Raw genomic sequence first — 15934 nt, 5'->3', positions numbered from 1 at the left:
GCAAAAGGTTCTGACCAGCGATTTTACCCTCGACTGGGGACAGGTATCGGCCGGATGGCCGGTTTTTGCTGTTGAAGTCGTTCGTGGCCCTCTCGTAAGTTCCTGTCTCGCTTCGCCGGCAGGTCTAGACCTATAGGGCGCCTGCCTGTCGACGTATCCATTCGGCGACGGCTTCTCTCCCCGCGCCGCGTCGCGCGGAACAGAGGCGAGGGAAGCCAAGGGGGAAATGATTGTGGTCGCGCAAGTGGTTTCAGAAGTCGCACAGAAGTTCGCCGACGACGGGTTCGCAGCCGTCGGCGCGCTCATCGCTCCCGGCGATCTCGCGATCTACCGGGACATCTACGAGCGTTTCCTGAGCGGGGACATCGAGGCGGGCGACAAGAGGTCCGACCTCGGGTCGCACGTGCCGCGCAAAGAGGGAACGCGGGAGAACATCACGCAGATCATGTGGCCGTCGGCCCTTCACCCGCCTTTGCGGGAACTGCCTCTGCACGACCGTGCGTTGGCCGTCGCCCGGGAACTGATCGGTCCCGACGCGGAACTCGACTTCGACATGATGATCCACAAGGATCCGCACACCGGCGTCCCCACCCCGTGGCACCAGGACGCCGCGTACTGGGTCGACATGCCCGACAAGCGCGCCGTCTCGATCTGGATCGCGCTCGACGACGCGGACGTCGACAACGGGTGCATGTGGTACGTCCGGGGCTCCCACCGGCAGCCTCTCAGGCCGCACCGCCCCACGAGCGACGGCAGGAACATCCAGTGCGACTGCTCCGAGGAGGAGCCGGGCGCCACACCCGTACCCGTGCGCGCGGGCGAGGCCGTGGCGCATTCGGGCACCACCCTGCACTACTCGCGCGGTAACACCACCGACGGCACCCGCCGGGCGTACATCCTCAACTACCGTCCCGCCGCCATGATCCGGCACGAGCGGGCGCAGGGCGCCGACCACGGGCTCAACGAGAACGTACGTCAGGTCCGCAATTCGGACGCGGCCGAGAACTGAGCCGTCCGCGGGCGAGGGCGTGGCGCGACGGCGGTGCCGTCCGCCGACGGCGGCCGGGACGGGCCTCCGCGACACGTCCCGGGGACGGCCGCGGCACCAGGCCGTGCTCGAACACGGCCACACCGCCACCGCGGCCGGCCCGCCCCCGCTCAACCCACCCCACAGCGACACCCCCGCCCGGCGGCCTTCCGCAGCCGGACGGCGGTGCCCGCTGCCCAGGTACCGGACGGCCGGAAAGGGAAGCCGTGAACACCATCGTTTTGACGGGTGCGGTGATGACCCACCCCAGAAGAATCGCCGCAGCCGAGGCCATCGCCGCGAAGGACCCGAAGGGCCGCGTCCGCGTGGTCACCGACCCGGATCCGTCCGGCCCGCCCACCGCACTGCGCACCGCCAACCCCTCCTGGAGCTGCGTCGGGGACGACTCCACGCACCACCTGGTCTTCCAGGACGACGTCCTGATCGCCGACGGGTTCTTCCCCTACGCGGAGAAGGCGGCCGCCGCCTTCCCCGGGGAGGCCGTCGCCTTCTACGAGGGATGGGAAGGAAGGAACAGCGGTGTGGTGCGCCTGGCCGCGCTCACCGGAGCGTCCTGGGCCCGCGCTCTCGACGAACACGTCCCGTCGCTGGCCCTGATGCTTCCCGCCGAAGCGGCTCGCGGATACGAGCGGTTCGCCGCGGAACACGGAAACGGCTGGCCGTACGACGTCGTCGTCCAGCGCTTTCTGAAGGCGTCCGGCATTCCCGTGCGGCTCGCCGTGCCCAGTACCGTCGACCACGACGACGTCCCGAGCCTCGCGGGCAACAGCACGCACGGATGGCGTCGCGCCACCTTCTTCTCCGACCGCGCCGAGGACACGTTCTCCGACGACTGCGTCTCGTTCCCGGTCGTGCCCTACTACCAGTACGGCGAGGCCAAGTGCGCCGTACGCCACGGCGACCGCTGGGAACACCTGGACACCGACCGCTACCTGAAACGCGTCGGCATGGCCGCGCCGTGCGACGCCGGTCTCGTGGCGGCGGCCGACGACGGACTGCCCGAACCGGTGCGCCGGCACGTGTGGCTCACGGCCTTCGCCACAGGAATGGTCGTCCGGGGCCTGACGACGCGGGACCCGGATCCGGCGGTGGCCGACGCGGTGATGGACGCCCTGGGACCGGGCGGCCTGTGCGAGGAATACACCGGGGCCGAGCTCGTGGAGATGATGCCACGGATCAGGGCCCTGGCCCTGGCCGCCTTCGCCGCGGGCGGCGACGCCCGACGGGACCCCGCCGCGGTCCCGGGCCCGCCCGACGGCGCCGGGATCGCGGTGACCGGTGGCGACCCCGCCTTCGCCGCGCAGCTCGCGCGCCTGCTCACCGACGCGGGCCACCCCGCCACCCACCACCCGCGGCTGGAGCGGAACCGTGCCCCCCACCGTGTCCCGCACACGGTGGTCCACCTCGGCCGGCCGTACGACGACGGCTACCGCGTCTCCGAGATGCTCGCCGACGCCGAGAAGGCCGGTGTCGAACGACTGGTCTACGCCGGCTCGGCGGAGATCTATCGGGGCGCGGACCAGGACGAATGCGCGGAGGAGACCCTCTTCGCGCCCCCGCGCCACGCCGAGGCGCGCGCCTGGTGGGACGAGGAGGAGGAGTGCCGGAGCTGGGGCGCCGCCACGGGCACTCCGGTGCAGGTGCTGCGCTTCGCCGAGATCGTCGGGCCGCACGCCCCCACGCGCGGAGTGCTCGCCACCTGGATGCTCCGGGCGTGGACACGCCGCACCGCACTGGTCGTCGCGGGGCGCCACCACCAGATCGTCGACTACCGCGACATGGCCGACGCCCTCGCCGCGGTTCTCGCCGCCCCCGCGCGGCCGGCGGTCTACAACGTGGCGTCCGCACGCTTCGAGGAGGCCGAGTTCGCCGAGCTGGCCGCCGAGACGGCGCGCCGGACCCCGTACGAGCAGGCCCCCGTCACCGGCGCGCCGCACACCCCGCTGATGTCCACCGGCCTGATCACGGCCGAGACCGGCTGGCGGCCCTCCGCCCAGGTGCGCAACGGCGCTCGTGCGCAGGCCCAGTGGCTGGCCTGCGACACCCACGACGTCGTCGGCGCCGCACGGTCGGACAGCGATGCCTGAGAAGCAGAGCACGCTGCCCCCGCCGGCCGCCGCGGAGCCGGGCATCTTCTCCCGGCCGTACGTGGCCGCCACCACGACGTTCGCCGTGGTGATGTTCCTGACCGGCTTCGCCGCCCTGGCCGTGGTGCCCACCCTGCCGACCGCTGCCCGGGACCTGGACGGGGTGCCTCTCTTCCCCGTGGTCGCCGGCTCCTTCGTGGCGGCCAGCCTGCTCGGTGGCGTACTCGGCGGCCACTGGGCGGACCGGGCCGGGGCACGGCGTCCGCTGGCCCTCGGCATGATCCTGTCGGTCCTGACCCTGCTGGTGTCGGCGTCCAGTGTGTCGGTGTGGCAACTCGCGATCGGCCGGTTCGTGGACGGCATGGCCGCCGGGATGGTCTCCGTGTCGGTGATCACGGCCATCGGGCAGTCCTATCCGGACCGGCTGCGGCCCCGGATGCTGGCCCTGATGAGCGCCACCTGGGTCGTCCCTTCCCTCGTCGGCCCGCCGCTGGCCGGTGTCGTCTCCGAACAGTGGTCCTGGCGTGTGGTCTTCTACGGCCTGGCCGCGCTGACCACCCTGCCCGCCCTCGCCCTCGTGGCCGTCCTGCGCAGGGCGGCCCACGAGGCCCCCGGACACTCCGACATGCCGCCCGAGGAGGAACGGGCGGCCCGCCCGCCGCTGTTCGCGGCGGCGATGCTCAGCCTCGGAGCGGCGCTCGGGCAGTACGGGGTGTCGGGCCGGGACGCGCGCCATCTGCTGTTCGCCGTCGCCGGGATCGTCCTGCTGGTCGTGTTCGCCCCGCGGCTGCTGCCGGCGGGCACCTGGCGCAGCGCGCGCGGTCTGCCCACCACGGTGCTGCTGCGCGGCCTGACCTCGGGCACGTACTTCACCGTCGAGGCCCTGGTCCCGCTGATGCTGATCACCGAGCGGAACGTCGCCGCCGTGACGGTCGGTGCCTCGTTCACCGCCGCCGCCGTGCTGTGGGCGGGCGCCTCCTGGCTCCAGGGCAAGGCACTCCAGAACGTCGCCCGGCACCGCATCATCACCGTCGGCGCGCTGATCATGGCAGCGTCCGTGGCCCTCGCGGTCGCCGGCTGCCTCGACGGTGTGTCCCCGCTCGTCGCGGTCGCGGCCATGCCGCTGGCCGCCATCGGCATGGGCATGCTCGACCCCTGTGTCACCGTGCTGTCCCTCACGCACAGCGCCCCGGGCCGGCAGGGCCACACCACCAGCGCCCTCCAGACCAATATGAACCTGGGGCAGGTCGTCGTCCTCGCGCTGGCCTCCGCCGTCCTCAACGCCTGGCCGGCCGCACCCTCCGGCACGCTCGACGGCTACGCGACCGCCTTCGCGCTCCTGCTCGCGCCGCCTCTCCTGGTCGCCGTTCTGGCCGGGCGCGCGCGGGCCGTGTGAGCCTCACCGCACCGGCGTCGCCACCCCACCGTCACCATCTTCCCGCAGCACCTCCCACCGAAGGGGGACATTCGTGCGCAGCCAGCTTGTCATCGTAGGACTCGGGTACGTGGGTCTGCCGCTCGCCGTCGAAGCCGGCGCGGCCGGCATGCGCGTCACCGGCCTGGACCGCGACGCCACCACCGTCGACCGGCTCAACTCCGGCCTGTCGCACGTGGACGACATAGACGACGCCACCGTCGCCGCCCTGTGCTCCCGGGGTTTCACCGCGACGACCGACGAGAGCGTCGTCGCGGACGCGGACACCGTCGTGATCTGCGTACCCACCCCGCTCTCCCCGCACGGAGGACCCGACCTGGCCATGGTCGAGAGCGCCTGCGAGGCGATCGGCCGTCACCTGCGGCCCGGAACCCTCGTGGTCCTGGAGTCGACCACCTATCCGGGGACGACCGACGAGGTGGTGCGGCCGCTCCTGGAGAAGTCGGGCCTGACCGCCGGCCTCGACTTCCACCTGGCGTTCTCCCCGGAGCGCGTCGACCCCGGCAACAAGACCTACGGGATCCGCAACACGCCCAAGGTGGTCGGCGGACTCACCCCCGCCTGCACCGCCGCGGCCTCCGCCTTCTACCGGCAGGTCGTCGACCAGGTGGTACAGGCCGCGGGCACCCGCGAGGCCGAGATGGCCAAACTGATCGAGAACACCTACCGGCACGTCAACATCGCACTGGTCAACGAGATGGCCGTCTTCTCCCACGAACTCGGCATCGACCTGTGGGACGCCATCTCGTGCGCCGCCACCAAGCCGTTCGGCTACCAGGCGTTCCGGCCCGGTCCCGGAGTCGGCGGGCACTGCATCCCGATCGACCCCAACTACCTGGCCCACAAGGTCCGTACCCTCGGCTACCCCTTCCGGATGGTGGAGCTGGCCCAGGAGATCAACACCCGGATGCCCCGCTATGTCGTCGAGCGCGCGCAGCAGCTCCTGGACCGGGCCGGGATGACGCTCCGGGGGGCCCGCGTTCTGCTGCTCGGCGTGACCTACAAGGCGGACATCTCCGACCAGCGGGAGACCTCCGCCCGCGACGTCGTCAGACGGCTGCGCGCGCTGGGCGCCTCCGTCTCGTACCACGACCCCTACGTACCCGCTTGGGACGTCGAGGGCGAGCCCGTGGCGACCGCCGACCCGGACCTGTGCACCGCGCTGGGCCGGGCGGACCTCGCGATTCTCCTCCAGCAGCACAAGGTGTTCGACATCGACCTGATCGAAAGGCACGCCCCGCTGCTCCTCGACACCCGCGGCACCGCTCGGCCCCAGCCCCACGTCGAGCTCCTGTAGCCGACACCGTCGACGCAACACCCCGCCTCACCTTCAACGCGCCGCCCGCCGGGGCCGACGGGCGGCGCGACGACCTGACGTCCCTCGACCGGCCGGGGCACACACGCCCCCGTAACTTCAGGAGCTCGAACATGTGCGGTATCGCCGGATGGGTCGACTTCGCACGCCCCATCGACCACGACGTCGCGCGGGCCATGACCGCCACAATGGCCCGCCGCGGCCCGGACGCCGACGGACTCTGGACCGGCGACCACGTGGCCCTGGGGCACCGCCGCCTGTCCGTCATCGACATCGAGGGCGGCTGCCAGCCCATGGTGGCCGAGGAACGCCCCGGCGCCCGCGCCGCACTCACCTACAGCGGCGAGACGTACAACTTCCAGGAGCTGCGCGCCCAGCTCACCTCCCTGGGACACCACTTCGCCACCCGCAGCGACACGGAGGTCGTCCTCCGCGCCTATCTGCAATGGGGCGCCGGCTTCGCCACCCGCCTGGAAGGCATCTACGCGTTCGCGATCTGGGACATGGACCGGGAGGAACTCCTCCTCGTCCGGGACCGCATGGGCGTCAAGCCCCTCTATTACGCGGAGACCTCCCGCGGGGTCCTCTTCGGATCGGAACCCAAGGCGATCCTGGCCCACCCCGCCTTCGAACCGGTCCTCGACGCCGAGGGACTGCGAGACATCCTGTCCGTCGCCAAGGTCCCCGGAAACGCCGTCTTCCGCGGGATGCGCGAGGTCCCCGCGGGCTGCGCCGTACGGGTCGGCCGGGCGGGCGTCAGCGAGCACCGCTACTGGCAGCTCGAGGCCGGCGAACACACCGACTCCCTGGACACCACGATCCGTACCGTCCGGGACCTGCTGGAGCACATCGTCGAACAGCAGATGGTCTCGGACGTGCCGCTGTGCACACTCCTGTCCGGCGGCCTCGACTCCAGCTCCCTGACCGCGCTGGCGGCCCACGCCACCCGCGAGAAGGGCCTCGGCCGGATCCGCTCGTGCTCCGTCAGCGACCCCGACCTGGACGGTACGGCGGGTGAGGGGGCCAACGAGGACCACGTCTACGCCCGGCTGCTCGCGGAACACGTCGGCTCCGACCACAGCGAACTTCCGCTCAGGGCACCGGATCTGCTCGACCCCGCGCTGCGGGACTCCGTCCTCCGGGCGTACGACCTGCCGATCGCCAAGGGGGACGAACACGCCTCACTGCACCTGCTCTTCAGCATCGTGCGGCAGCACTCGACCGTCGCGCTGTCCGGGGAGTGCGGCGACGAGGTGTTCGGCGGATACCGGTGGCAGCGTGACCCTGACGCGGTGTTCTCCACCACGTTCCCCTGGGTCCACGAGGGCCGGGCCAACTACCGGGGCAACGAGGTCGTCTTCACCCCCGACCTGCTCGCCAAGCTCGACCTGGCCGCCTACGAGCAGGACTGCCACAGCACGGCCGTCGCGGAGATCGCCGCCCACCGGGCCCTCGACGACCCGGCCGAGGCCCGCTACCGCGAGGTCACCTACCTCGCTCTGACCCGCCACGCGCAGGTCCTCTTCGACCGCAAGGACCGGATGAGCATGGCCTGCGGCCTGGAGGTCAGGGTCCCCTTCGCCGACCACCGCCTGGTCGAGTACACCTTCAACGTCCCCTGGGCCATGAAGAGCTTCGACGGCCGGGAGAAGAGCCTGCTCCGCGCCGCGATGCGGGACCTGCTCCCCGAGGCCGTGGCCCAGCGCGTCAAGACCCCGTACCCGTCCATCAGGGCCGAGGCGTACAACCGGACGCTCCGCGAACGGCTGGCGCTGCTGGTCCGCGGGTCGTCGAGCCCGCTCGACCCGTTCTTCGCGCCCGCCCTCAAGGCGGCGGTGCGCACGGAGGGCCCGGCGGCCCTGGAACGGGGGATGAGTCGGGCGGCCCTGGAGACGACCCTGCAACTCGACGCGTGGTTGCGCGCGTACGACGTGGACATCGTGCTCTGAGAGTACGCCGGTGGCCGGGGCACGGACCGTACCCCCGCCACCGGCGTACGGTCCGCTCCCCGCGCGGGGCCCCGCCGACCGGACCCCGGTCAGCGGGCCGTTACGGCGTCCGCGTCGTTCGAGTCGGTCGCGTCCGCCGCACCGTCCGCGTTCTTCGTGTCGCGTGTGTCCACCGCCCGGAGGGCGAGGAAGCTCGAAGCCGCGACGAAGACCAGGGGTACGACAAGCGCGCCACGCAGCCCGTACTCCTCGCCGAGGAAGCCGAGCACCGGCGGTCCGACGAGGAACGCGACATAGCCGACGGTCGCGACCAGGGAGACCCGGGCGGCGGAGTCCGGACCGGAGTCGCCCGCCGCGGACAACGCGACAGGGAACCCGAGAGACGCGCCGAGGCCCCAGAAAACGACCGCCGCCGCGGCCACGACCTGGTTGTCGACGAACGCCACCAGCGCCAGACCGACGGCACCGAACACCGCGCTCCCGGCGAGCACCTTGGCGCGCCCGACCCGCTCGATGATCCTCCCGCCCACGAACCTGCCGACGGTCATCGACGCGGCGAAGGCGGCGTACACCGTCGAGCCCAGCGCGGGATCGAACCCGTGCCCGTCGACCATGACGAGCGGCAGCCAGTCGTTCGCGGTGCCCTCGGCGAGCGCCATCGCCAGCACGATCACGCCGATGAGCAGCAGACGCGAGTCCTTCCACAGCGCCGGGCCGCTCCGCGCGACCTCGCCCCGGCGCTCCCGCCGGGGAACACGTCCGGTGCCGTCAGGTATGGCGCGCATGGCGAGCAGGAAGAGGAAGAGGGTCAGGACACCGATGATCACGAGGTGCCAGACCACGGAGAATTCCGTCGCGGTGAAGACGATGCCCGCCACGGCGCCCACGACCGTACCGAGGCTGAAATAGCCGTGGAGGGCCGGCAGGAAGGGCCGTCCGATCGCCTTCTCGACGTCGGCGCCCTCGACGTTCATCGCGATCTCGCCTCCGCCCATGCCCGCGCCGAAGAGGAACAGCCCCGCCGCGACGAGCAGCTTGAGCGAGAGGGCGCCACCCAGCCCGATGGTGGGCAGGCTGGTGATCAACGCCAACGTGCCGACGGCGATGACGGGCCGCGCGCCGAACCGCGCGACGAGCGCGCCGGAACAGAGAATGCCGAGCATCGACCCCACCGAGAGCCCGAACAGGACCAGGCCCATCTCCGCGGTGGACGCCTCCAGCAGATTGCGGACCGCGGGTGTGCGAGTCACCCAGGAGGCGATTCCCACACCGGGGATGAAGAACAACGCGTAGAGCGCCAGACGGCGCCGCGCGATCGTGGTGGCCACGGAACTCCTTGCACAGCCGTCGGTGATGTACAGACGTACACACTTTTGTACAAGCGTACACACTCATGGATCTGTGAGAAGGTCGTCGCAGGCACGTGGACGCGTGCCCGTGGGAGGAAAGACCGATGGCTGGGCGCAGGCAGGTCGCGAACGATCCGGACCGCAAGGACCGCATCGTCGCCGCCGCTCTGGAGGTCATCGTCGACCACGGCGTGCACAAGACGACCCACCGGCTCATCGCCGAGCGGGCCGACGTCCCGCTCGGCTCGCTGACGTACTACTTCGACGGCCTGGCCGCGATCCTCGAAGCGGCGTTCCGGCGGCTCTCGTCAACCATGTCGGTCCACTACCGGCAGGTCCTGAGCGCCGCCACGACCCGGGCCGAGGCGTGCGAGGCGGTCGCGGAACTGATCTGCGGCACCGGCTACGCCACGCCGAGGGAGATGACCGCGCTGTTCGAGATGTACGCGTACGGCAACCACGACGACGCCGTACGCGCGCTCGGACGGGACTGGCTGCTCGTCAGCCGCGAGAGCCTCGCCGTGCACTTCTCCGAGGCCACCTGCCGCGCGCTCGACGCCCTCATCGAGGGCTGGCCCATGCACCGCAACTTCGAGGGCGCGCCGCTGGACCGCGAACTCGTGCTGGCGACGGTGCGCGCGGTGGTGGACCGCCTTGAGGGGGAGGAGTGACGGGGAGAGCCGGGGGTGCGGGGGCTCAGGACGCGGCCCGCGCCGGGCCGCGGTGTGCGGCCCGGCGCGGTCTGTGCGGTCGGGTGGGTTACGGGACCGGCGGGAACGGGACGAAGGACAGGCCCGCCGTGACCGAGGACGGTGTGAAGCAGGCTGCTCCGGCGAACGACGCCGTGTAGCTGGACGCCGTCACGATGGTGCCGGGAACGGTGACGGTGGGCGGGGCGAGGGTCGCCACGCCGCTGGCGTCGGTGACGGCCGTGCCGATCAGGATCGGCCCGCTCACCGCGTTGGCGGTGAAGGTCACCGTCATGCCCGGGATCGGTGCGTTGGTCGCGGCGTTCCTCAGCGTCGCGTTCATGGTCTGGATGACGAAGGTGCCATTGAGCCGCAGCCGGACCTGCCGGGGTGCGGCCGTCAGAGTGGTGGCCACGGTCGTCGCGTTGATGACCACGGAACCCGTCGACTCCTTGAAGCACGGCGCTCCGTTGTAGTGGGCGGTGATGGTGCCGGAGGACAGGCTGGTGGAGCTGAAGCAGGCCTGGCCGGCGGCGTTGAGCGCGACCGTCGCGTTCAGCCCGCCGGGGCCGGTGAACGTCACCGTGCCGGTGGGCGTGCCCGAACCGGGCGCGTTGGTGCTGACCGCGGCACAGACCGTCACCGTCTGGCCGCAGTTCGACGGGTTCGGTGTCGCCGTGACCGTCACGGTGGTCGCCGCCGGGTTGACCGTGACGGCGGCCGTGCCGGTGGAGGCGGTGAAGCACGGCGCGCCGTTGTAGACGGCGGTGATGGTGCCGGTGGCCAGCGACGTCGTGGTGAAGCATGCCTGACCACTCGCGTTCAGGGCCACCGTCTGGTTGAGCCCGCCTGGACCGGTGAACGTCACCGTTCCCGTCGGCGTGCCCGAACCGGGTGCGTTGGTGGTCACCAACGCGCACACCGTCACCGGCTGCCCGCACACCGACGGGTTCGGCACGAGCGTGACCGCGGTGGTGGTGGCGGCGGGGTTGACCGTGACGGCGACGGTACCGGACGAGCCGGCGAAGCAGGGGCCCTCGCCGTTGTACGTGGCGGTGATCGTGCCGGTGGCCAGGGAGGTCGAGGTGATGCAGGCCTGGCCGGCGGCGTTCAGCGGCACCGTCTGGTTGAGCCCGCCTGGACCGGTGAACGTCACCGTTCCCGTCGGCGTGCCCGAACCGGGCGCGTTGGTGGTGACCTTGGCGCAGACCGTCACCGACTGACCGCAGACGGACGTGCCCGGGGTCGCCGTGACGGTCGTCGTGGTCGCCGCCTCGTTCACGGTGACGGCGACGGAGCCGCTGGAGCCGCCGGCGCAGCCGCTGCCGTTGTACGTGGCGGTGACGGTGCCGGTGGCCAGCGACGTCGTGGTGAAGCATGCCTGACCACTCGCGTTCAGGGCCACCGTCTGGTTGAGCCCGCCGGGACCCGTGAACGTCACCGTCCCGGTCGGGGTGCCCGAACCCGGTGGGGCGAGGGTGACCGTCGCGCAGAGTGTGACCGACTGGCCGCACACCGATGTCGACGGTGTCGCCGTCACCGTCGTGGTGCTGGCGGCCGGATTGACCGTCAGGGAGGCCGCGCCGGTGGACGGCAGGAAGCAACTGGCGCCGTTGTAGACGGCCGTGACGGTGCCGGTGATCAGCGAGGTGCTGGTGAAGCATGCCTGCCCGCCGGCGTTCAGCGGCACCGTCACGTTCAGCCCGCCGGGCGCGGTGAAGGTGACGGAGCCGGTCGGCGTGCCGGAGCCCGGCGCGTTGGCGGTGACGGTTGCGCAGAGCGTGACCGACTGGCCGCAGACGGACGGGTTCGGCGTGGCCGTCACGGTCGTGGTGGTGGCGGCCGGATTGACGACGAGGGTGGCGGAGCCCGAGGAGGCCGCGAAGCAGGGGCCCTCACCGTTGTACGTGGCCGTGATCGTGCCGGAGGTGAGGGACGTGCTGCTCAGACAGGCCTGGCCGGCGGCGTCGAGCGGCACCGTCACGTTCAGGCCGCCGGGGCCGGTGAACGTCACCGTGCCGGTGGGCGTGCCCGAACCGGGCGCGTTCGTCGTCACCTTCGCGCACGCCGTCACCGACTGACCGCACACTGACGGATTCGGCGTCGCCGTCACCGTCGTGGTGGTCGCCGCCTCGTTCACCGTGGCGGTGGCCGTGCCGCTCGATGTGGTGAAGCAGGCTGCGCCGTTGTACGTGGCGGTGATGGTGCCGGTGGCCAGCGACGTCGTGGTGAAGCACGCCAGGCCGGCGGCGTTCAGCGGCACCGTCTGGTTGAGCCCGCCGGGTCCGGTGAAGGTGACGGTGCCGGTCGGGGTGCCCGAACCGGGCGCGTTGGTGGTGACCTTGGCGCATACCGTCACCGTCTGCCCGCACACCGACGGGTTCGGCGTGAGCGAGACCGTGGTGCTGGTCGAGGCCGGGTTGACCGTGACGGAGGCGGTACCGCTCGACGCGGTGAAGCAGGGCGCGCCGTTGTACGTGGCGGTGACCGTGCCGGTGGCCGGCGACGTCGTGGTGAAGCACGCCTGACCACTCGCGTTCAGTGGCACCGTCTGGTTCAGCCCGCCGGGGCCGGTGAACGTCACCGTGCCGGTGGGCGTGCCCGAACCGGGCGCGTTCGTCGTCACCTTCGCGCACACCGTCACCGTCTGCCCGCACACCGACGGGTTCGGCGTGAGCGAGACCGTGGTGCTGGTCGAGGCCGGGTTGACCGTGACCGTGACGGTGTCGCTGGACGCGGCGAAGCACGGGCCCTCGCCGTTGTAGACGGCGGTGACGGTGCCCGAGGCCAGGGTGGTGGTGGTCAGGCAGGCCTTGCCGTTCGGATCCAGGGCCACCGTCTGGTTGAGGCCGCCGGGGCCGGTGAACGTCACCGTGCCCGTGGGCGTCCCCGAACCGGGCGCGTTGGTGGTCACCGTCGCGCACAGCGTCACCGTCTGACCGCACACCGACGGGTCGGGGGTCGCGGTGATCACCGTGGTCGTCGACGCCTCGTTCACCGTCACGTCGACCGTGCCGGTGGAGGGCGCGGCGCAGTCGTCGCCGTCGTAGGTGGCCGTGACGGTGCCGGAGAGCGTGGCGGGGGCGGTGAAGCAGGCCTCGCCGGTGGCGTCCAGGGTGACCGTCTGGTTCAGCCCGCCCGGGCCGGTGAAGGTCACCGTCCCCGTCGGCGTCCCCGAGCCGGGCGGGTCGATGGTGACGGTCGCGCAGAATGTGACCGTCTGGCCGCACACCGCCGGGTCCGGGATCGCGGTCACGGTCGTGGTGGTCGCCGCCTGGTTGACCGTGACGTCGGCGGTGCCGGTGGACGGGTTGGCGCAGGAGCTGCCGTTGTAGGTGGCCGCGATCGTGCCGGTCTCCAGCGAGGTGGTGGTCAGGCAGGCCTCGCCGGTGGCGTCCAGGGTGACCGTCTGGTTGAGCCCGCCGGGACCGGTGAAGGTGACGGTGCCGGTCGGGGTGCCCGAGCCGGGTGGGTCGACGGTGACGCTCGCGCACACCGTCACCGGCTCACCGCAGACCGAGGGGTCGGGCACTGCCGTCACCGTGGTGGTGGTGTCGGCGGGGCCGACCGTGACGGCGACGGTGCCGGAGGAGCCGGCGAAGCAGGGGCCCTCGCCGTTGTAGACGGCGGTGACGGTGCCGGTGGCCGACGAGGTCGTCGTGAGGCAGGCCTGGCCTGCGGTGTTCAGGGCCACCGTCTGGTTGAGGCCGCCGGGACCGGTGAAGGTGACGGTGCCGGTCGGGGTGCCCGAGCCGGGCGGGTCGGTCGTCACCGTGGCGCACAGGCTCACCGTCTGGCCGCAGACGGACGGGTCGGGGGAGGCGGTGACCACCGTGGTCGTCGACGCCTCGTTCACCGTCACGTCTGCCGTGCCGGTGGACGGGTTGAAGCACGCCGCGCCGTTGTAGACGGCGGTGACCGTCCCGGTGGTAAGCGTGGTGGTGGTCACGCACGCCTGTCCGGCGGGGCCCAGCACGGCGGTCTGGCTGAAACCGCCCGGGGCCGTGAACGTGACCGTGCCCGTCGGAACGCCGGAACCGGGGGCGTCGGTGGTGACCGTCGCGCAGAAGGTGACCGCCTGGCCGCACACCGACGGGTCCGGGGTGACGGCGATGGTGGTCGTGGTGTCCGCCGGGTTGACTGTCACGTCCGTGCTGCCGGTCGAACTCAGTGCGCAGCTGTCGCCGTTGTAGGTGGCCGTGATCGTGCCGGCGGCGAGCGCGGTGGTCGTGAGACACGCCTCGCCGGTGGCGTCCAGGGTGACCGTCTGGTTCAGCCCGCCGGGGCCGGTGAAGGTCACCGTCCCTGTCGGCGTACCTGAGCCGGGCGGGTCGATGGTGACCGTCGCGCAGACCGTCACCAGCTCGCCGCAGACCGACGGATCGGGGGTGGCGGTGACCGAGGTGGTGGTCGCGGCCTGGCCGACCGTGACCGCGACCGCTTCGGCGGAGCCCGCGAAGCACGGGCCCTCGCCGTTGTAGACGGCGGAGACCTCCCCGGTGACCAGCGTGGTGGTGGTGACACAGGCCTGGCCACCGGCGTCGAGGGGGACGGTGTGGTTGAGACCGCCGTCGGCCGTGAAGGTCACCGTGCCCGTCGGTGTACCCGAACCCGGTGGCTGGGTGGTGACCGTCGCGCAGATGGTGACGCTCTGTCCGCACACGGACGGGTCGGGGTTGACCGTGACGTCGATGTCCGTCAGTGCCTCGTTCACCGTCACGTCGACCGTGCCGGTGGACGGCGCGGCACAGGAGTCGCCGTTGTACGTGGCGGTGACCGTGCCGGTGGCCAGCGAGCCGGTCGTCACGCAGACCTGGCCGGCGGGGTCCAGCACGGCGGTCTGGCCGAAGCCGCCGGGCCCGGTGAAGGTCACCGTGCCCGTGGGGACGCCGCCGCCGGGCGGCTCGATGGCGACCGTCGCACAAAGGGTGACCGGCTGGCCACAGACCGACGAGTCGGGGCTTGCCGTCACCACTGTCGTCGTGTCCGCCTGGTTGACCGTGACGTCGACGGTGCCCGTGGAGCTCGCGGCGCAGTCGTCGCCGCTGTAGGTGACCGTGACAGTGCCGGTGCTCAGCACCGCCGTCGTCACGCAGGCATCGCCGCTGCCGTCGAGCACGGCGGTCTGGTTCAGCCCGCCGGGACCGGTGAAGGTGACGGTGCCGGTCGGGGTGCCCGTGCCGGGCGGGTCGATGGTGACGGTTGCGCAGAGGGTGACGGTCTCGCCGCAGACCGAGGGGTTCGGGCCGGCCGTCACGACGGTGGTGGTGTCCGCGGCGTTCACGACCTGGTTCACGAGGCCGGACGACGACGGGTCGAAGGTGCTGTCGCCGCTGTAGGCGGCGATCGCCTGGTGGGTGCCGACGCTCAGGTCGTCGATGGTGACCTGGGCCTGGCCGGCGGCGTCCAGGGTGCCGACGAGCGTGGGCCCGTCGTCGCTGATGATGACGCTGACGGTGCCGGTCGGGGTGGTGGTCTCCGGCGGTACCGGGGAGACCTGGACGGTGAAGGTGACCGACTCCCCGCAGACCGAGGGATTGGGAGACGATGTCAGCGTGGTGATGGAACTGGCCAAGGTGCAGCCTCCGTTGGGAGTGTACGGGGCCAGAGCGACCCGACGCCCTTTCGGATGACGGGGGAAATGGCACGCCGGAATGAATGGAGCTGTGTCGGCGCATTACTCGCCCGGCCGCACAAGTGGGCGCCGGGGATTCACTTGCAGTGCCTCCCAGTAGGTGCCCTGGGCCCGTTCATCCGCCAGACGGGTGCACGTAACGGCACCCGTACGGCGGAGCGCTCAAAGGGGGCCGGGGGCGTAATTCAGATATTATCCGCTACCCACACCCCATAGGCCGTCGGCCCCGCTCACGGAAAGGGCGCCGGCGGTTCGGCGATTACTGGTTGACCACGATGACGGTGCCGCCGCCGCGCCGACGCGCGGCCTCGGCCTCCTGGCGGGTGGGGTAGTCGCGCATGACGCCGTTCGGCAGGACCAGCCGGTAGATGGTCGCTCGCCCGCGGGCACGTGCACCGCAGTTGCATCCCATGGGAACTCCTCCTCC

9 protein-coding genes are annotated in these 15934 nt (G+C 71.7%); 6 read left to right on the top strand and 3 right to left on the bottom strand.

The window, feature by feature from the left end:
• Positions 1–244 precede the first annotated feature (244 nt).
• The 5 genes from IG02_RS35860 (at position 245) to asnB (ending at position 7834) form a co-directional block, all read left to right on the top strand.
• The gene (locus IG02_RS35860; RefSeq protein WP_234314580.1) at positions 245–1009 is read left to right on the top strand and encodes a phytanoyl-CoA dioxygenase family protein; all 765 of its coding nucleotides are present in this window, start codon (positions 245–247) and stop codon (positions 1007–1009) included.
• A gap of 245 nt (positions 1010–1254) precedes the next feature.
• Complete coding sequence (locus IG02_RS0103410) at positions 1255–3135, top strand: NAD-dependent epimerase/dehydratase family protein (RefSeq protein ID WP_234314579.1); 1881 nt, start codon at positions 1255–1257, stop codon at positions 3133–3135.
• A complete protein-coding gene (locus IG02_RS0103405; RefSeq protein WP_030741581.1) occupies positions 3128–4531 on the top strand; it encodes an MFS transporter in 1404 nt (467 codons plus the stop codon). The genes IG02_RS0103410 and IG02_RS0103405 overlap by 8 nt, the downstream gene beginning before the upstream one ends.
• A 73-nt stretch (positions 4532–4604) precedes the next feature.
• Positions 4605–5867: a nucleotide sugar dehydrogenase gene (locus tag IG02_RS0103400; protein ID WP_030741578.1), complete on the top strand. Its 1263-nt coding sequence runs from the start codon at positions 4605–4607 to the stop codon at positions 5865–5867.
• 131 nt (positions 5868–5998) lie between these two features.
• Positions 5999–7834 carry an asparagine synthase (glutamine-hydrolyzing) gene (gene asnB / locus IG02_RS0103395; RefSeq protein WP_030741576.1) on the top strand — a complete coding sequence of 612 codons (1836 nt, stop codon included), beginning with the start codon at positions 5999–6001 and terminating at the stop codon, positions 7832–7834.
• A gap of 89 nt (positions 7835–7923) precedes the next feature.
• Here the strand turns inward: asnB and IG02_RS0103390 are convergent, their stop codons facing one another.
• On the bottom strand, positions 7924–9162 hold the full coding sequence (locus tag IG02_RS0103390) for an MFS transporter (protein WP_063756715.1): 1239 nt from the start codon (positions 9160–9162) through the stop codon (positions 7924–7926).
• A gap of 125 nt (positions 9163–9287) precedes the next feature.
• On the opposite strand from IG02_RS0103390, the gene IG02_RS0103385 reads away from it, so the two are divergent.
• Entirely contained in the window at positions 9288–9854 is a 567-nt protein-coding gene (locus IG02_RS0103385) for a TetR/AcrR family transcriptional regulator (RefSeq protein WP_030741570.1), read from the top strand.
• An 88-nt stretch (positions 9855–9942) separates the two neighbouring features.
• Here IG02_RS0103385 and IG02_RS38670 read toward each other — a convergent pair whose 3' ends face one another.
• Positions 9943–15447, bottom strand: a complete 5505-nt coding sequence (locus IG02_RS38670; protein WP_078854140.1) for a beta strand repeat-containing protein — start codon at positions 15445–15447, stop codon at positions 9943–9945.
• 319 nt (positions 15448–15766) lie between these two features.
• The gene (locus IG02_RS42035) at positions 15767–15919 is read right to left on the bottom strand and encodes a DUF7196 family protein (protein ID WP_199813941.1); all 153 of its coding nucleotides are present in this window, start codon (positions 15917–15919) and stop codon (positions 15767–15769) included.
• Positions 15920–15934 lie beyond the last annotated feature (15 nt).

Origin of the sequence: Streptomyces sp. NRRL F-5135, assembly GCF_000719775.1 — a bacterium.
Classification (GTDB): Bacteria; Actinomycetota; Actinomycetes; order Streptomycetales; family Streptomycetaceae; genus Streptomyces; species Streptomyces hebeiensis.
Note: the sequence above shows the minus strand (reverse complement) of the source record. Positions and strands in the feature narration are given on the sequence as shown.